The sequence below is a fragment of the Halobacillus karajensis genome, assembly GCF_900108515.1.
Classification (GTDB): domain Bacteria; phylum Bacillota; class Bacilli; order Bacillales; family Halobacillaceae; genus Halobacillus; species Halobacillus karajensis.
Genome location: NZ_FNWW01000001.1, coordinates 290,980 through 308,868, shown reverse-complemented (window position 1 = coordinate 308,868; position 17,889 = coordinate 290,980). Strand labels below are relative to the sequence as shown.

General features: G+C 43.7%; 17 protein-coding genes. 16 read left to right on the top strand and 1 reads right to left on the bottom strand.

Annotated features, from left to right (window positions below; translation table 11 throughout):
- Window positions 1–202 precede the first annotated feature (202 nt).
- From BLW54_RS01475 to BLW54_RS01415, 13 genes are read left to right on the top strand one after another with little or no spacing between them, the layout of a single operon-like run.
- On the top strand, window positions 203–1,351 hold the full coding sequence (locus BLW54_RS01475; RefSeq protein WP_035506362.1) for an acyl-CoA dehydrogenase family protein: 1,149 nt from the start codon (window positions 203–205) through the stop codon (window positions 1,349–1,351).
- Window positions 1,352–1,401: 50 nt separating this feature from the next.
- Window positions 1,402–3,366, top strand: a complete 1,965-nt coding sequence (locus BLW54_RS01470) for a TRAP transporter permease (protein ID WP_074733052.1) — start codon at window positions 1,402–1,404, stop codon at window positions 3,364–3,366.
- Window positions 3,367–3,387: 21 nt separating this feature from the next.
- A complete protein-coding gene (locus tag BLW54_RS01465) occupies window positions 3,388–4,398 on the top strand; it encodes a TAXI family TRAP transporter solute-binding subunit (RefSeq protein WP_074733051.1) in 1,011 nt (336 codons plus the stop codon).
- 34 nt (window positions 4,399–4,432) lie between these two features.
- Window positions 4,433–6,037 carry a long-chain-fatty-acid--CoA ligase gene (locus BLW54_RS01460; protein ID WP_139254055.1) on the top strand — a complete coding sequence of 535 codons (1,605 nt, stop codon included), beginning with the start codon at window positions 4,433–4,435 and terminating at the stop codon, window positions 6,035–6,037.
- Between the two features lie 4 nt (window positions 6,038–6,041).
- Window positions 6,042–6,905, top strand: a complete 864-nt coding sequence (locus tag BLW54_RS01455) for a 3-hydroxyacyl-CoA dehydrogenase family protein (protein ID WP_035506356.1) — start codon at window positions 6,042–6,044, stop codon at window positions 6,903–6,905.
- Window positions 6,906–6,920: 15 nt separating this feature from the next.
- Entirely contained in the window at window positions 6,921–7,676 is a 756-nt protein-coding gene (locus tag BLW54_RS01450) for an electron transfer flavoprotein subunit beta/FixA family protein (protein WP_074733050.1), read from the top strand.
- A gap of 15 nt (window positions 7,677–7,691) precedes the next feature.
- Entirely contained in the window at window positions 7,692–8,669 is a 978-nt protein-coding gene (locus tag BLW54_RS01445) for an electron transfer flavoprotein subunit alpha/FixB family protein (RefSeq protein ID WP_035506353.1), read from the top strand.
- Between the two features lie 6 nt (window positions 8,670–8,675).
- Window positions 8,676–9,521, top strand: a complete 846-nt coding sequence (locus tag BLW54_RS01440) for a 3-hydroxyacyl-CoA dehydrogenase family protein (protein ID WP_035507642.1) — start codon at window positions 8,676–8,678, stop codon at window positions 9,519–9,521.
- An 18-nt stretch (window positions 9,522–9,539) separates the two neighbouring features.
- Window positions 9,540–10,691 (top strand): acyl-CoA dehydrogenase family protein, encoded by a 1,152-nt coding sequence (locus BLW54_RS01435; protein WP_035506351.1) that lies wholly within the window; start codon window positions 9,540–9,542, stop codon window positions 10,689–10,691.
- Between the two features lie 11 nt (window positions 10,692–10,702).
- The gene (locus BLW54_RS01430) at window positions 10,703–11,887 is read left to right on the top strand and encodes a thiolase family protein (protein ID WP_074733049.1); all 1,185 of its coding nucleotides are present in this window, start codon (window positions 10,703–10,705) and stop codon (window positions 11,885–11,887) included.
- Window positions 11,888–11,913: 26 nt separating this feature from the next.
- Entirely contained in the window at window positions 11,914–12,312 is a 399-nt protein-coding gene (locus tag BLW54_RS01425) for a PaaI family thioesterase (protein ID WP_074733048.1), read from the top strand.
- Window positions 12,309–13,088: an enoyl-CoA hydratase/isomerase family protein gene (locus BLW54_RS01420; protein ID WP_035506346.1), complete on the top strand. Its 780-nt coding sequence runs from the start codon at window positions 12,309–12,311 to the stop codon at window positions 13,086–13,088. The genes BLW54_RS01425 and BLW54_RS01420 overlap by 4 nt, the downstream gene beginning before the upstream one ends.
- 16 nt (window positions 13,089–13,104) lie before the next feature.
- The gene (locus BLW54_RS01415) at window positions 13,105–13,509 is read left to right on the top strand and encodes a PaaI family thioesterase (protein WP_074733047.1); all 405 of its coding nucleotides are present in this window, start codon (window positions 13,105–13,107) and stop codon (window positions 13,507–13,509) included.
- Between the two features lie 174 nt (window positions 13,510–13,683).
- On the opposite strand, the gene BLW54_RS01410 is transcribed toward BLW54_RS01415, so the two are convergent.
- Window positions 13,684–14,133 (bottom strand): Lrp/AsnC family transcriptional regulator, encoded by a 450-nt coding sequence (locus BLW54_RS01410; protein ID WP_035507640.1) that lies wholly within the window; start codon window positions 14,131–14,133, stop codon window positions 13,684–13,686.
- Between the two features lie 311 nt (window positions 14,134–14,444).
- Here BLW54_RS01410 and nikB point away from each other — a divergent pair, with 311 nt between their 5' ends.
- The 3 genes from nikB (at window position 14,445) to BLW54_RS01395 (ending at window position 17,882) form a co-directional block, all read left to right on the top strand.
- Entirely contained in the window at window positions 14,445–15,386 is a 942-nt protein-coding gene (gene nikB, locus BLW54_RS01405; RefSeq protein ID WP_035506342.1) for a nickel ABC transporter permease, read from the top strand.
- 86 nt (window positions 15,387–15,472) lie between these two features.
- Window positions 15,473–16,312, top strand: coding sequence for an ABC transporter permease (locus BLW54_RS01400; protein ID WP_074733357.1), 840 nt, complete (start codon window positions 15,473–15,475; stop codon window positions 16,310–16,312).
- Window positions 16,313–16,328: 16 nt separating this feature from the next.
- Entirely contained in the window at window positions 16,329–17,882 is a 1,554-nt protein-coding gene (locus BLW54_RS01395; RefSeq protein WP_074733046.1) for a glutathione ABC transporter substrate-binding protein, read from the top strand.
- The last annotated feature ends 7 nt before the right edge of the window (window positions 17,883–17,889 follow it).

Below are 17,889 nucleotides of genomic sequence, written 5' to 3'. Positions count from 1 at the left end.
ATCTATTTTATGATTCACTTTTGAATCAAAAGTAGAAAAATGTCCAGGTGTATCCTCTTTATCTATAAAAATATTAAAATCTCCTTTTCATGATGGTCTGCATTTGCAGGCTTTTTTTTATGGTTTATTTAAAAATAGATGAAGTTGGCATGAAACTTGCTTGGTATAGAGGTGAAGACCAAAATACGAAAGGATGTTACAAATGACGGCAACGATTACAGATGAAATAGAACAAATGAAGATGATGATTCGTAGTTTCGTAGAAAAAGAAGTGGAACCATATGCCCAGCAAATTGAAGAGGAGGATGCCATTCCCCCTCATTTAGTAGAAAAAGCGAAAGAACTTGGCTTGTTTGGGATGAGTATCCCGGAGGAATATGGAGGGATCGGCCTCAATGCTGTTGGTAAAGCGATTGTCTTAGAGCAGTTGGGAAGAACCCATAACGGTTTTGTTTCCCTTATCAGTGCTCACACAGGTATCGGCAGTACCGGATTGGTCAAGCTGGCATCTGAACCATTGAAGCAGAAATACTTACCTGATATGGCAACGGGAGAGAAGATTGCCGCTTTCGCTTTATCTGAACCAGGAGCAGGGTCTGATGCAACGAATCTAGCCACACAAGCGGAGAAGAAAGGGGATCACTGGGTGGTGAATGGAACCAAGCACTTCATCACGAATGCTCCTGTAGCCGATGTGTTCACAGTTTTCGCCTTGACCGATAGAGAAAAGGGTGCCAAAGGAGGAATTACAGCCTTTTTAATAGAGAAGGACTTCCCCGGACTAATCGTTGGAAAGAAAGATAAAAAAATGGGATTAAGAGGTTCCTATACAGCTCAAGTCATTTTTGAAGACTGTAGGGTCCCTGATGAAAATGTGATAGGTGAAGTCGGAATGGGATACATCAATGCTTTGAGAATTTTAGGTGAAGGACGCATCGGACTTGCGGCTAGAGCCGTGGGGTCCTGTGACAAGCTGATTGAACTTTCGGCCAGCTATGCAAAGGAACGAGTGCAGTTTGGTAAGCCTATTGCTGACAATCAGGCGATCCAATGGATGTTAGCGGATATGGCAACGGAAACGGAAGCGGCACGAACCTTAACGATGATGGCGGCAGAAAAGGTGGATGAAGGTAAAAAAGTGATCAAGGAAGCTTCGATGGCGAAGCTGTTCGCGTCTGAAGTCTTCAATAAGGTTGCTGATCAGGCCGTGCAAATTCATGGGGGCATCGGATATATAGGTGAATATCCAGTTGAACGTTTTTACAGAGACGCAAGAATCACGAAAATTTATGAGGGAACAAACGAGATTCAGCGTCTGCTGGTTGCTAGAAAAGTGTTGGCAGAAAATTAAACGTCTTGTTGTAAGCGTTAACAGTGATGAGAGGTTGGAGGTGAACAGAAATGAGTATGGAAGCGACAGACGTAAAAAAATTGGACACGACCATTAAGGAAAAGCCTGCCCATATTGAAACCCTATGGCATGAGAGGAAGAAAAAATGGAATGGGGCCCGCTTGTTCATTCTGATCATCAGCCTGCTTGCCATTGGATTATCTATTTTCCATGTGTATACCGCTGGGTTCGGTACATTGCCATCATGGCAACAACGGAGTGTCCACGTTCTGTGGGCCTTGCTGCTGATTTTCTTGTTGTTCCCTTTTAGAAAGGGAAAGAAATTCGGACTGATGGATGTGCTGATTGTAGGGCTCACGATAGTGACCTCTTATTACATGATTACAGGCGCCGAGATGATCCAGAGCCGACAAGGAAATATAAGCCATGGGGATGTTGTGTTTGGAACGATTTTCATCGCTCTTGTTCTAGAAGCGACACGAAGGACGAATGGTATTCTAATGTCCTTGATCGGGGTGTTTTTCATAGCCTACATCTTCTTAGGAAGGTATTTCCCTGGGGCTCTTGCGCATCCTGGTGTCAGGTATGAGAAGATGATCGATCATATGTTCAATGGTACTTTGGGAGTTTTCAGTGCCCCGATCTATGTCAGTTCAACGGTGCTGATTTTGTTTGTGATTTTTGGATCGTTTTTGATGAAGTCTGGGGGCGGCCAATTTTTCACTGATTTTGCTTTTGGCCTATTCGGTAATAAAACAGGCGGGCCTGCTTTATCTGCTGTAGGATCAAGTGCTCTTGTAGCGACTATTACAGGGAATGGGGCTGCTAATGCCGCTATTACCGGTTCTTTTACCATTCCTCTTATGAAGAAGTTAGGTTATAGTAAACGATTTTCAGCTGCTGTAGAAGCTGTCGCCTCCCAAGGCGGGCAAATCATGCCTCCGATTATGGGAGCATCGGTTTTTATCATGGCTGAGACAATCGGGATTCCCTACATCCAAATTGCTCTTTTTGCGTTAATTCCAGCGGTTATCTATTTTTTCATTGCTGGGATGGTCGTTTATTACCACGCCAAGCGATTGGAAATGGCCGGAATTCCGAAAGAGAAGCTACCAAATTTAAGAACAGTCCTGTTGAAGCAAAGTTATTTATTCTTGCCGATATTACTGATTATCGGTTTGATGATTTATGGTTACAGCCCTATGAAAGCCGGTTTCTACGCGATTGTCGCGACCATCGTTTTAAGCTGGATTCGAACAGCGACAAGAATGAGTCTTTTGGATATTTTAGCCGCTTTAGAAAATGGAGCAAAGAATGCATTGGTCGTGATTGCAGCATGTGCTACGGCCGGTATTATCGTTGGCGCCGTTTCCTTAACGGGCCTTGGTATCACCTTTTCGAGGTTTGTCATTGATGTTGCCGGCGGATCATTAATTCTGCTTTTAATTCTCGTTGCTGGTGCCTCCATTATCATGGGGATGGGGATGCCGACCGTCTCCGCATATGTTATTTTGGCTGTTTTGGGGGCGCCTGCTTTGATTGATTTAGGTGTTAACGTGGTAGCCGCCCACATGTTCGTTTTCTACTTTGGTGTCCTGTCTGGATTGACACCTCCTGTTGCTATCACCGCTTATACGACAGCAGGAATCGCGGGTTCCAATCCAACAAAAACCGCCTTGTATGCAATGAAAATAGGACTCGGCGGATTCTTTATCCCGTTCCTGTTTGTCTATAATCCGGAATTGCTTCTGCAAGGTGGAGATACGACCCGGATGGTTATAGCGGTAGCCAGTGCCTTTTTGAGCTGTTTGTTCTTTGCTGGTGCCTTAGAAGATTATTTTATTGGCCCTCTAGGTGTCGTAAAGAGGGTGGTGCTTTTTGTCAGTGCCATTTTATTGGTCATGCCGGGTCTAGTCGGTGACTTGATCGGACTCGCACTTGTCATTTTCTTAATCTTGTGGCAGAAAAGATCTTCGACTTATGTTTCGCAAAACTCTAATCAAATGAGTGGATAATCACGAGGAAGGTGGATTTCATTGAAAAGAACCATGGTCGTTTTGTTGGTTGTATTGTCTAGTCTTTCCCTTTTAGCTGCATGCAGTGGTAGTGATGCGACCTCAGGGTCAGGTGATAAACCGTCAGCACCCGAGAAATTTTTGAAAATTGGCAGTGGTCCGATGGGGTCAGGTTGGTATCCGATTACTACAGTCATGTTGGATGTTTATATGGATGGTTTTTCTAGTTTGAATGTTTCTCAAGTAGAAGGTGGGTCGACAGCCAACTTGAAATCTCTGGAATCTGGAGATATTCAGCTTGGGTTGAATTATACTTCTGATTTCACCTCTGCACTCGATGGAGGGGAAGGTTTTGATGAGCCGTTGAGTGAGGTTTCAGCAATTGGTGCTTTATATCCCGTTTATCAAACGATCGCTACGACAAAGGATCATGAAGATATTAATTCCGTAGAAGATATCGTGGACAAGCATATTTTCCTTGGCCCTAAAGGAGGAGGCGGCCCGGTAGCATTTTGGAACATGATGGCGGAATATGGCATCGATGAATCAACGATTGAAGAAGCGGGTGGAGAAATTTCTTATGGTAATTATTCAGACGGTGCTTCCATGTTAAAGGACAACAATGTCGACGTATTTGTGGGAGGCGGAGCCCCTTTCATACCCGCCCTACAAGAGATTGAAATCACGAAACCCATCAAAGTCATCCCGATCGAGGAGGACAAACTGGAGAGTATCGAGGAGAAAGGCATCGGGATTGCTTCAGGAGAGATTCCAGCTGACACTTATAAAGACCTGGACAAGGCGATTCCTACCTACACGATGGTGACGATGGTGACCGCACGAAGCGATTTAGAGGAAGAGTATGCCTATAACATGACTAAATTATTTTGGGAAAACATCCCTGAATTTGAAAGTCAAATACCTGAGAGGGCAAAGAACTTCACTGTAGAAACAGCTTTGGATGGAATCGACCCTGAAACCCTGCACCCAGGAGCGAAAAAATACTACGAAGAGGTTGGAGCTTTAGAATAGGATCACACAAGATATCTTGAGGGAGGAGTCGGGATTGAATCAATTAGTGAATCGAACATGGTATGAATATTACCCGCCTGAAATGAAAAAAGGAATCTCGTATCCTGAAGTTCCGTTGTATCAATTGTTGGAGCACACGGCTGCACGTTATGGAAGTCGGGCTGCGATCATCTACGAGGAAACAATCATTACTTATGAGGAGTTAAAAAGGAAAGTGGATCAGCTTGCAGGTGCCTGGGATCACCTGGGGCTGCTAAAAGGAGAGCGGATAGGGTTGATGGTTTCGAACCACCCCGATTATATGATCGCCTATTATGCAGCGCAGCGGCTAGGATTAATCGTCGTCCAAATCAACCCTCGCTATACAGCAAGAGAACTGTTACAAATCATTAATGATGCGGATATGAATTTTTTAGTAGTCGATAAGGAGCAGCTTTCTACCGTAGATCAAGTGAAAGATATGTGTGAATTGAGGCAGATCTTTGTGGCCAATGATGGTGAAAGAGAGACACGCTCCATCACTCATCTTATTCACCAAGCCTCTCCATTGGAAAGAGAAATCCCTATTTCCGTAAAAGAGGATGTAGCTGTCATCCAATACACGGGCGGGACCACTGGAAAAATGAAAGGTGCTATGCTGACCCACTTCAATCTTGTTGCCAATGTTGTACAAAGTCATGCCATGTATGGGGAGAAGATGGAGAAGGGAAAAGAAGTGGTTTTGACCGCTACCCCTCTTTACCATGTCTATGCTATGACAAGTGCGATGAATCTAGGAATTTATATAGGGGCCACCATTCTCTTAATCCGAAAATTCAAAGTCGAAGATGTGCTGGATAGAGTAAAAAGGTTTCGACCCACCTTTTTCCCAGGAGTCCCGGGGATGTATAATGCTTTCGTCAATCACCCGGATGTAGAATCCTATAACCTTGATTGTTTGAAGTTTTGTTCCAGCGGATCAGCCCCTTTGCCTGTAGAAATCATCAAACAGTTCGAAGCTATGACAGGGGCTGTCATAGGTGAGGGATTCGGATTAACAGAAGCTTCTCCATCTACCCATCGAAACCCTACGTTCGGTGTAAGGAAGGTGGGAAGCATCGGAATCCCTCTTCCTGGTACAGACAGTAAAGTTGTGAATGAAGAGAATCAGGAGCTCCCTGAAAATAGCGTAGGGGAGCTGATCATTAAAGGTCCGCAGGTGATGAAGGGGTATTGGAAGAAGGAAGAGGAAACACGTCATGCGTTAAGAAATGGCTGGTTGTATACAGGGGACCTGGCCATGACAGATGAAGACGGCTATTTTTATATCGTTGGACGAAAGAAAGAGATGATTATTAACGGAGGATTCAATATTTATCCACAAGAAATTGAAAGCGTTTTATATGAACATCCGGATGTAAAAGAATCAGCGGTGGTCGGAATTCCCAATCATGAAAAAGGAGAAATCGTCAAAGCATATATCGTCGCGAAAGATGGACACACCATCGACGTAGAAGAATTGAAAGGTCATTGTTACCGTAATTTAACGCGTTATAAAGTGCCAAAGCAATTTGAAATCACCAAAGATCTCCCAAGAAATACAGTCGGAAAACTGTTGAAGAGGAAACTCATAGAAACGGAAAAACAAAAAGGAGGATAAACAGATGGAATCCAATCCTATTAGAAAAGTAGCGGTCATTGGTGCGGGAGCTATGGGGGCGCAAATTGCCATGATTTGTGCATTGGAAGGCTACCCCGTATTTTTGAACGACCTAGAAGAAGCGCGTTTAGAACAAGCACGAGAAGAGCTGGAAAAACGGATGAAACGATGGATTGAAAAGAAACGATTGACCGGACGGCAAGTAGAGGAAGCCTTTGAACGATTGGAAATGGGGACGTCTCTGGCATCTGTCAGTGATGCCGATCTTGTGATTGAAGCTGTTGTTGAAAAGCTTGACGTAAAGAGGGAGCTGTTTAAGCAACTTGACGAACTCACTCCTCCCCATACCATTCTCGCCACAAACAGCTCGACCATTGTCAGTTCTAAAATAGCCGACGCAACAAATCGCCAGGAAAAAGTTTGCAATCTTCATTTTTTCAATCCACCGCTGGTCATGGAGCTGGTGGAAGTGGTTCAGGGGTCCCATACCTCAGAGTGGACAGCCCAACAAGCTTTCAGATTTGTCGAAGGAATCAACAAAACACCGGTGCTGCTAAAAAAAGAGATTTCAGGTTTCATTGCCAATCGTATTCTTGGGAAGTTGATGGATGAAGCTGTCTTTTTACTGGAAAATGGTTATGCCACGCACGAAGAAATCGATACAGTATGCACGAAAGCATTGAATCATCCCATTGGTCCTTTTTCTTTAATGGACTTGACTGGTCTTGATGTGAACTATTTTGTCCGGATGCAGCGGTATAAGGAATCTGGGAATGAAGCGGATCGACCTGCGAAAATCGTGGAAGAAAAAGTGAACAAGGGCGAGCTGGGACGAAAAACAGGAAAAGGTTTTTATCAATATAGCTGAACAGGGGGGAGCCCTATGAAAATCTATGTCCTCATCAAACGTATATTGAATCCAGAAGAAAACTTCCTCATCTCGGACGGGAAGGTCGATGAGAACCATGCCTCTTATATGCTTAATCCCTATGATGAATACGCCATTGAAGAAGGGATTCGATTGAAAGAAACCTATGGAGGAGAGGTCACTGCAATCAGTGTGGATAGCGAGGAAGCGGCCCAGCCTTTACGAACGGCGTTAGCCATGGGGGCCGACCGAGCGATATGGATCGATTCAGGTGAAGGAAGCGGGGATGCACTAACCACTGCTCATGCATTGGCAGATTTTTTTGACGACAAAGAAGCGGATGTCATCCTTGCTGGTCCTGTAACTAGCGACGAAGGGTCTGGACAAGTGGGTCCAAGACTTGCTGAATTATTGGAGGTCCCTGCTGTTACGCATGTCACTAACTTGAAAATGTCTGGACAAAAAGCCATCCTGGAGCGCGATGTTGAAGGAGATAAGGAGGTGGTGGTATCGTCTCTTCCTTTCCTTATAACCACACAAGAACGTTTAAACTCTCCACGTTCTATTCCTTTGGCTATGGTCAAGGATGCTGAAAACAAACCGATTGAAAAACAGCGGTGGTTGAATGTAGAAAATGTGAAGGCAAAAACGGAAACTGTTGACATCCTCCCCATCTCGAAGAAAAGGGGAAAACAGTTGGAAGGGGATGTCCGTCAGCAAGTAGGAGAGTTGATGGCCATTCTTCGACATGAGGCGGAAATATTCCAGTAAGGGAGTGGCTGAATAGTGAAGAGAGACGTGTTAGTCTTTGGAGAACTAAAATCGGGGAACCTGAGGAGCGTATCATTTGAGGCGGTCGCTGCAGCGAAAAAAATGGCTGGGGATGGTCAAGTTGTCGTGGTACTCATAGGAGAAGAAGTCCAGAGGTATCCAAAAGAGATGATTGTTTACGGAGCCGACCGGGTCCTGACAGTAGAGCATAAAAATCTCAAAAAGGCTACGACAGATGGGTATGCTCAGGCTCTTTTTAAAGTGATAGAGGAAGAACAGCCAGATGGTCTGATATTTGCCCATACCACTCTAGGCAAGGAACTTGCGTCAAGGGTCGCAAGCAGAATGGAAGCTGGATTGGTCTCTGATGTAACAGGGATTTCCAGGGAAGAGGAAGTCATCGTTTTTACTCGCCCGTTCTTTTCTGGAAGAGCATTTGAGAAGAAGGTCATTACGGAGGGCTTGATGATGGTGACGATTCGCCCGAATAATATTCCTCCTCTTGAAAGGGATCCATATCGGATAGGGACGGTCGAATCGGTGGATATAGAAATTGAAAATTTACGGACATTGATCACGGAAACCATTGACAACAAAAGGAATGGCTTGGATTTATCCGAAGCGAAAATCATTGTTGCCGGCGGCCGGGGAGTGAAAAATGCGGAAGGATTTGAAACACTTGAAGAATTAGCTGAAGTTCTTGGTGGAACGGTTGGCGCTTCTAGGGGCGCTTGTGATGCTGGGTTCTGTGATTATTCATTACAAATTGGCCAGACAGGGAAAGTGGTCACCCCTGACCTCTATATCGCGTGTGGAATCTCTGGGGATATCCAGCACTTAGCTGGGATGTCCAATTCGAAAATGATCGTAGCCATAAACAAAGATCCGGAGGCACATATTTTCAATGTGGCCGACTACGGAATAGTAGGAGATTTATTTGAAATTGTTCCAGCGTTGGTGGAAGAAGTGAAGCAAATGAAGGTTGGTGTGTAATCGATGATTCAAAAGGTGAGTGTCATTGGTGCAGGAACAATGGGAAGAGGGATTGCTTTTGTATGTGCCTTATCCGGCCTATCTGTTTCTATCCAAGACAAATATGAAAAAGGAATCAAAGACTGTCAAACCTATATAGAAAAGCAATTTAAAAGAAAGGTAGAAAAAGGGAAACTATCGAGTCAAGAAGCTGACGAAAAGATGGAAAACATCCACTATCATCAGGTGATAGAACAAGCGGTTTCCCATTCAGATCTGGTCATTGAAGCAGTCCCTGAAATCATGGATTTGAAAGTAGAGATTTTTAAGGAGATGGATCGATATGCTCCTCAACATTCGATTCTCGCAACAAATACTTCGACGATGAGCCCAACCGAAATTTCAGCACAGACGAGTCGGCCAGAGAAATGTATCGCGCTTCATTTTTTTAATCCGGTTCCTAAGATGAGATTGATTGAAGTCATCTGCGGGTTAGAAACCTCTGAGGAGACCGTTGATCTATCCTTTCAATTTGGTGAGCTCATCGGAAAAGAGTGTGTCAAAATCAATGAATTCCCTGGCTTTGCCGTCAGTCGGATGAATTGTCTGATTGGAAATGAAGCCATGAACATGGTGATGGAGGGTGTCGGCTCTGTGGAAGACATTGATAAAGCTATGAATCTCGGATTGAATCACCCGATGGGCCCTTTAGAACTAGCCGATTTAGTCGGTTTAGATACACGGTTGAAGAACATGGAATATCTCCACCAAACCTTGGGAGAAAAATATCGCCCTTGCCCGATTTTAACGAAGTATGTGAAGGCAGGACATTTAGGTAAGAAAACCGGCAGAGGATTTTATCACTATTCATAGATTGAAGGAGCGATAAGCATGGATTTTACATTAGGTGAAGAAATTCAATTTTTGAAAGAGAATGTCCGCAACTTTGTCCAGACAGAAGTAGAAGCAGTAGCGATGGAAATTGAAAAGGAGGACCAAATTCCCGAACGGATTATAGAATTATCTAAGGAAATGGGGCTGTTTGGCTTGAGTATCCCTGAAGAATATGGTGGTTTGGGGATCGGAATGGTCGGCAAATGTGCGCTATATGAAGAGATAGGTGCCACCCACAATGGTTTTACTACATTAATCGGTGCTCACACAGGGATTGGAACAGTAGGCATTGTAGAACTTGGGAATAAGGAGCAAAAACAAAAGTATTTGCCAGCCTTAGCTAGTGGCGATTCGATCGGAGCGTTCGCTCTTACGGAGCCTAGTGCTGGATCGAACGCCACCAATTTGAAGACAATGGCTGCGAAAAAAGGGGATAAGTACATCCTCAATGGAACGAAGCATTACATCACAAATGCAACGGAAGCGGATGTTTTTACCGTTATGGCTGTTACGGATCCAAGTAAAGGTGCAAAAGGGATTACTTCTTTTATTGTAGAGAAGGATTTTCCTGGATTCCAAGTTGGTGCGCTTGAGCCGAAGATGGGATTACATGGCTCCCATTCAGCTGAAATCATCCTGGAGGATTGTGAAGTCCCAGAAGAAAATGTACTCGGAGAAGAAGGACAAGGATATGTAAATGCGTTGAAAATACTAGCCAATGGAAGAGCTGGGTTGGCTGCAAGAAACTTGGGGTCCTGTCAGAAGCTGCTTGATCTATCTATGCAATACACCCAAGAGCGTGAGCAATTTGGTGTTCCCATCATTGATCATCAGGCTGTCGCACATATGGTAGCAGAAATGGCGGTGGAAACAGAAGCCCTTCGCTCTTTCACATACAGGATTGCCTGGATGGTCGATCAAGGACAAAAAGTCATTAAGGAAGCTGCCATGCTGAAGCTCTATGGATCAGAAGTCTATAATCGTGTGGCAGATAAAGCGGTCCAAGTCCATGGGGGAATCGGATACATTTCTGATTATCCTATTGAACGGTTCTTCCGAGATGCTCGGATTACGAGAATTTATGAAGGGACTTCCGAAATACAGAAAAATATTATATCGAGTCAGTTGAAAAAAGAATATGCCCTATAAGGAGGATGTCTATGAGTGAAGAAATCGTGATTGTCAGTGCCGTCAGAACTCCTATCGGTCGTTATGGGGGCTCATTGAAAAACGAATCGTCCGGACATTTAGCTGCTGTTGCTATTCAAGAGGCGATAAATCGAGCGGGTTTATCACCAGAGAAAGTGGATGAGGTTATTATGGGGGAAGTCCGTCAAACCACGGAATCTTCCAATGTGGCTAGGGTAGCTTCCTTACGAGCAGGTATCCCGGAATCCTCTCCTGCTTATACTATTAATCGCTTGTGCGCTTCTGGCATGCAAACCATTGCTTCAGCTGTCCAGCAAATTAGCTTTGAGCAAGCAGAAATCATCGTTGCAGGTGGAACAGAAAGTATGAGCCGTTCCCCTATTTATCTACGAAACTCTCGCTTTGGCGGGGACAAAACAGAACTCGTGGATTCCAATACGGAAGCTGGTCAGCAGCCGAAAGAGATTTACGGAAATCATTTAGGGATGGGCATCACTGCGGAGAATGTAGCGGAACGATACGGTATTTCGAGAGAGGACCAAGACGCCTTTGCCATAGAAAGCCAAACAAGAGCAGCTCAAGCGATTGAGGCCGGGCGTTTTAAAGATGAAATCGTACCCATCCAAGTAAAAGATAGAAAATCGACCATTATCTTTGGTACAGATGAGCATCCTCGTCCGAATACGTCGTTAGAAAAACTCTCGAGTTTGCGGCCTGCTTTCAAAGAGAATGGCACGGTGACAGCAGGGAATGCTTGTGGACGTAATGATGGGGCCACAGCTCTCGTTCTAATGCGTGCATCGAAAGCGGAAGCATTAGGTTTGACACCGATGGCAAGAATTGTAGATTGGGCTACAGCGGGAGTATCCCCGGAATTGATGGGAATTGGTCCTGTCCCTGCTGTTGAAAAGCTGTTGCGGAAAACAGGCAAAACGGTGAGTGACCTTGGTTTGGTGGAGTTAAATGAAGCATTCGCCTCTCAATCATTAGCCGTTATACGAGAACTCGAACTAGATGAAGAGAAAGTGAATGTCAATGGAGGAGCCATCGCTCTGGGACATCCGGTCGGGGCAAGTGGCGCTAGAATAGTAACCACGCTTTTGCATGAGATGAAGCGAAGAGATGAGGAACTTGGAATGGCTACTCTATGTGCAGGCGGTGGCCAGGGCATGGCCCTCATGGTGGAAAAAGTTTAGGTGCTGCCCGAGGAGGAGGCGGAATTTTGAGAGACTATTCATCTTTTTTTGAACATGTGGGTTTTCATAAATATTTAGACAAGAATGGATGTGTCATTCTTAATCTCAAGGTGAAACCAGAGGTCGTATCCGAAGAAGGAACGGTCCCCTCCGGCTTGTTCTCAAGTATGTTAGACATTGTGATCGGGTCTACGATCGGAGAAACATTACAATTACCTACGAGTACGGTGAACTTGAACATGAATTATTTTGATTTCACTAATAGTGGCTCCTACTCGGCTCATGCCTCGATTATCAATAGAAGCGGAAAGGTGATCGTAGGAGAAGGAATGGTTTTAAATGGTGAGGAGAAAGTAGTAGCCAAAGGAATCGGTACATTCAAAGTGTTATCTAGACATTCCGATGAGAAAGGAAGAACGGTATGATCTTACAAAATGTAGAATATGTGAAGAAAGACAAGCTTGCTATCGTTACCATCAACCGTCCAGAAGTCCGTAACGCGCTTAATAAAGAAACATTGGATGAGATTGTCTATGCAATGGGTCGCGCGGCAGGGGATCCAGAAGTTGGTTTGGTCGTGTTTACAGGCAAAGGGGAGAAATCCTTTGCCGCAGGGGCAGATATCAACCAACTGAAGGAGAAGTCAGCAGTCGATGCCTTACAACCAGATGGCATGCAACAAGTCTACGATAAAATTGAAAGCTTTGAAAAACCTACGGTAGCCATGATCAATGGCTATGCGCTCGGAGGCGGCTGTGAGTTAGCGATGGCTTGTGATATCCGCATGGCTTCAACGAACGCGAAATTAGGACTCCCTGAACTGAATCTATCCATCATCCCTGGAGCGGGTGGGACGCAAAGGTTAGCCAGGTTAATTGGAAAAGGAAAAGCGCTTGAGATGATTTTGACTGGCAAAATCATGGATGCAGACGAAGCTTTGCAATACGGGCTTGTCACTGAAGTCGTCCCTCCGGAAGAGCTTCAGGATAAAGTAGAAGAGGTAAGTAAGAGGATTCTCGCTAAAGGCCCGTTAGCTGTGCAATTAGCAAAGCTCTCCGTACATATGGGGACGGAAACCGATATGAAAACAGGGCTGATGTTAGAGAAACTTTCGCAAGCGATTTTGTTTAACTCAGAGGATAAGAACGAGGGAACAAAGGCATTTCTCGAGAAAAGATCTGCCGTTTTCCAGGGGAAATGAGGGAAGGGGTGTTGAAGTGACGAAAACGATGGATGAAGTACGAGAAAGCTTTGAAGCGAGCCCTTTTTTCTCTCATATTGGATTTGAAATTGTTCAATTTGAAGAAGGAGATGTACGCCTTAAGCTCCCCATCCATGAGAAGCTTTACAACGTAAACGGTACCCTCCATGGTGGCGTTCACGCCACCATGATTGATTTGATTTTAGGTATGGCGATTCGTTCAACTACGAAAACTCGTTGTACAACGATGAATTTGAATATTAACTATCTTGCTCCTGCTAGTGGAGGAGAGATTCAAGCGGAAGGAAGAATTTTGAAACAAGGGTACCGTATCGTGACCGCCGAGGGAGAATTGTATGATCAAGCGGGGGACATGATAGCCAAGGGGATTGGCACATTTAAATTGATTCGGGATGAATGAGTAAGGGTGTGGGCTCTATACGGAGTCCACACACTTTTTTGAAGGTTATGTTACAGTTAGCCGATTAGTTTTAGGTTATGAAAAAGAGTAACCACTCCTAGTCCTTTTTATTCTATCCAATGGTTGGAGAAACAAGGAAAGGGCAAGTTCCCCATAAACGGGAAACTTGCCCTTTCATAGTTTCAAACCGCTCCTGCTCTTAAACCTGCGTAATAAGGTATGACTTTCTACGCGAGTAATTCCTTCTAATGCATACAACTCTTTATTGATAAATGATTCAAGTTCTTTGAAGTCTTCGACAAGGACATGCATATGTAATGTGCTCGGTCCTGTCATTTGGTAACAGCTTGCTACGTATGGGTTGTTGGCGAGGTTCTCTGCCACTTCAACAAGTGAACGGGGCTCACAGTCGACTTCGAAAAAGGCGGAGACTTGTTTGCCGACTTTTTCACTATTTACTACGGCTGTGAATTTTTCAATGATGCCACAATCGATCAGTTGGTTGACGCGGGATCGAACAGCTACTCGGGATAAGCCCAATGTTTTTCCTATGTCTGTATAGGAAAGGCGGCCATCCTCAATCAGTAATTCTAAGATTTTTTTATCCACGCTATCAATCTTCAAAGAAGAATTTTCTTGCATCTTATAACCACCTCACTTTTTCAATAAAGCTAATCAGCTTTAAAAATCTTATCACTAAAATAGTCCCCTTTCAAACATAGGAAAATCATTTTGTAGAAAATTTAGATTTTTTAGTCATTTAGGGTTTTAATTTTCTGAATATTGAATTATACTCAACTACAACAGAAAACGTTTGTTAACCCAATATTATTTTTTAATTAACTTTCGAAATTTAAGATTTTATTGTATGACTTTTATGGAAGTTAATTTAGGTTAATTGCTTTCAAATGATATAGTGATTTAGGAGGTATGGCATGCTTGGTTTAATTGGAAAACGATTATTACAGTTGGTCTTCTTACTATTTGGAATTTCATTCCTTGTGTTTATGAGTATGCACTTGGCCCCTGGAGATCCAGCAACAATTATTGGAGGTCCGACAGCGACAGAGTCAGATCTTGATGCCATCAGAGCAGAATTGGGGTTGAATAACCCTATATTGGTCCAATATTTGGATTACATAAGAGGGGTCGTGCAAGGAGATCTCGGTTACTCCTTCCAAAATAATCAATCCGTTTCTGAATCGATTGCCACACGCTTTCCACAAACATTGAATTTGGCAATTGCAAGCATGGTTGTGGCTGTTCTGATCGGAGTACCGGCTGGTATCATTTCCGCCATTAAACAAAACTCTTGGTTTGATGTTTCCAGTACGACCATTGCTTTAGCAGGAATTTCTATTCCGAACTTTTGGTTAGGGGCTATGTTGATCCTTATCTTCTCTGTTGAACTCCAGTGGTTACCAGTAGGAGGACTAAACGCACCTTTTTGGACAATTGAAGGGATGAAGCAATTGATTCTTCCAGCAATAACACTTGGGACCGCTTCGGCCGCCATGATTGCAAGAATGAGTCGATCCGCCATGTTAGAAGTCATACGTGCTGATTATATAAGGACAGCGAGGGCAAAAGGAGTGAGGAAAAATGTAGTGGTTTGGGTTCATGCCTTAAGAAATGCCATGATTCCCGTCATTACAGTTATTGGATTGAATTTTGGTTTTTTATTAGGAGGCACAATCATTACAGAGCAAGTCTTTGCAATCAATGGTGTTGGCAGGCTGATGATTGACGCAATAGCTGCCAGAGACTTTCCGGTTGTACAAGGGACGGTTCTCTTAGTCGCAACCCTATTTGTGATCGTCAATCTGTTAGTTGATATTATCTATGCTTTCATTGATCCGAGAATCAGTTATGACTAATGAGAGGAGGGAGAAGATTGGCGGACTCAAATACTTTAACAAGTGAACAAGTTTATGCAAATAAGAAAGAGAGCAAGAAAGAGAAAATGATTGTAAAAACTGCCAAACGATTATTGAAAAATAAACTTGCTGTATTTGGTTTAATCATTATTATCATACAGGTAATCCTGGCTGTATTTGCCCCTTTGTTTGCTACATATGATCCTATAAAACAGGATTTGACAAATGCTGAATTGGGGATTGGATCCGATGGCCATTGGTTAGGGACAGATAATTATGGAAGGGATGTTTGGTCGAGAATTGTATTCGGAGCACGGATTTCCTTATTAGTCGGAATTGGATCTGTCGGACTAGGTCTTTTAGGGGGAATCGCTCTTGGATTGGTATCCGGTTATTTTAAGAAACTTGATGGAATCATTATGAGATTCGTAGATTTACTATTCGCTTTTCCTGGAATCTTGTTAGCGATGTTGATTATTGCCATGCTTGGCACTAGCTTGGTCAATGTAGTGATTGCAATTAGTATATGGTCGATCCCGACCTGTGCCAGAATTGTCAGAGGGAGTGTACTTTCGATCAAAAAGCAAGAGTACATCCTGGCGATGAAATCTTTAGGAGCCAGTAACTTCCGTATTCTGGTCAAACATGTCTTGCCGAATTGTACAGCGCCTATCATAGTCTTTGCTACCATGCGTATGGCGACCGCGATCCTATCAACTGCTGCTTTGAGTTTCTTAGGTTTAGGTGCTCAGCCGCCCACAGCGGAATGGGGAGCCATGATTGCAGCAGGTCAGGATTTTATGTTTACATCCCCACACCTAACGATCGTACCAGGGATTGCTATTATGTTGGTAGTTTTTGCTTTTAATGTTGTTGGAGATGGTTTGAGGGATGCACTTGATCCAAATATGGACCTCGATCAATAAAATAGGAGGAATGACAGTGAGAAAATTTCGTTGGTTATGTTTGTTGGTTTTTGTTTTAGTCATGGTGACTTTGCTTGGGTGTAGCGATGAATCGGGAACGAGTTCAGAAAATGGGGATAGCGGATCAAATGCTGACGTCCCTCAAGACCTTACCTATGCAACAACTTCTGATGTGGTAGGTCTTTCGCCGATCGATACCAATGATTCTGTTTCTTCCGCCGTGATTGAGCAAGTATATGAAACCCTTTTTGTGCGTGACCCTGAAACAATGGAAATTAAACCACTTCTAGCAGAGTCTTATGAAAACCCAGATGACCTTACATGGGTAATTAAATTGAGAGAAGATATTACATTCCATGATGGAACACCTTTTAATGCAGAAGCTGTCAAATATACTTTTGAAGAGTTTAAAAGTGAGGAAAGGGCCGCTCCTCGTGCATCTTTGTTAGAAGCGATAGAGTCTATTGAAGTACAAGATGAGTACACAGTTGTATTAAAAACGGATGAACCTTATGGCCCGCTTTTAGCAGCACTCTCACACACGAATGCTTCAATCGTTAGTCCGGAAGCAGATAAATCTGGGAATTTAAACCAAAACCCGGTCGGAACTGGACCCTTCGTTTTTGAAGAATGGGTGCAAGGAGATCATGTCTCTCTTTCAAAAAATGAGGATTATTGGCAAGGAGCCCCCCAGTTAGAAAATGTCACAATGAAGGTTGTCCCAGAGTACTCTACAGCAGTATCTATGCTTCAAACAGGGGAAGTGCAATTTATCGATGCCATTCCAACAGATCAGCTTCCACGTCTAGAATCAATGGATAATGTAGAGATTCAGCAAAAAGAAGGTACACCGGTTTATTACTTAGGTTTCAATATGAATAAAGAACCTTTCAATGATATCAACTTCCGCAAAGCTGTGTCCCATGCGGTAAACCGTGAAGCTTATGTGCAGCAATTGAAGGGATTGGGTGTCCAAAATAACAGTATCATTGGACCAAAAGTGTTCGGTTATGATGAATCCGCATCAGAAGAAGGTTATAAATACGATCCGGAAAAAGCGAAGCAGCTTATTGAAGAAAATGGTTATGAAGGACAAGAAATTACATTGCTGTCAGCAAACCGGGATATGTATATGAAGATGGCAGAAATTGTCCAAGCCCAACTGTCAGACGCGGGTCTTAAGGTGAGCATTGAAACAATGGAGTGGGGAACATTTTTGGATACAACAGCGGAAGGTAACTTTGAAATGACCTTCTTAGGCTGGTCCAATAGTACGGCAGACGGCAGTGAATTGCTATACCCGAATCTACACTCAGATAATATCGGATCGTCGAACCGCATGGCTTATGACAACAGTGAGTTCGATCAACTTGTGAACGAATCTCGTGTAACTGTCGATCAAGCAGAACGTCAAGAAAAACTTCACGAAGCTAATGTCATGGCTGCCAATGATGGTGTCTGGGTACCCATGCACCATGGTGTAGTTACGGCTGCTATTGATAAGTCTGTCAAAGGGTTAGAGCTTGATCCGACGGGGCAATGGTCCCTTTATAATGTAAGCAGAGAGTAGGTGTAGG

Bases quoted from the DNA above. Each gene is read 5' to 3' on its own strand.
- BLW54_RS01475 (WP_035506362.1), top strand. From the start codon at position 203: ATGACGGCAACGATTACAGATGAAATAGAACAAATGAAGATGATGATT.
- BLW54_RS01470 (WP_074733052.1), top strand. From the start codon at position 1,402: ATGAGTATGGAAGCGACAGACGTAAAAAAATTGGACACGACCATTAAG.
- BLW54_RS01455 (WP_035506356.1), top strand. From the start codon at position 6,042: ATGGAATCCAATCCTATTAGAAAAGTAGCGGTCATTGGTGCGGGAGCT.
- BLW54_RS01450 (WP_074733050.1), top strand. From the start codon at position 6,921: ATGAAAATCTATGTCCTCATCAAACGTATATTGAATCCAGAAGAAAAC.
- BLW54_RS01435 (WP_035506351.1), top strand. From the start codon at position 9,540: ATGGATTTTACATTAGGTGAAGAAATTCAATTTTTGAAAGAGAATGTC.
- BLW54_RS01430 (WP_074733049.1), top strand. From the start codon at position 10,703: ATGAGTGAAGAAATCGTGATTGTCAGTGCCGTCAGAACTCCTATCGGT.
- BLW54_RS01420 (WP_035506346.1), top strand. From the start codon at position 12,309: ATGATCTTACAAAATGTAGAATATGTGAAGAAAGACAAGCTTGCTATC.
- nikB (WP_035506342.1), top strand. From the start codon at position 14,445: ATGCTTGGTTTAATTGGAAAACGATTATTACAGTTGGTCTTCTTACTA.
- BLW54_RS01400 (WP_074733357.1), top strand. From the start codon at position 15,473: ATGATTGTAAAAACTGCCAAACGATTATTGAAAAATAAACTTGCTGTA.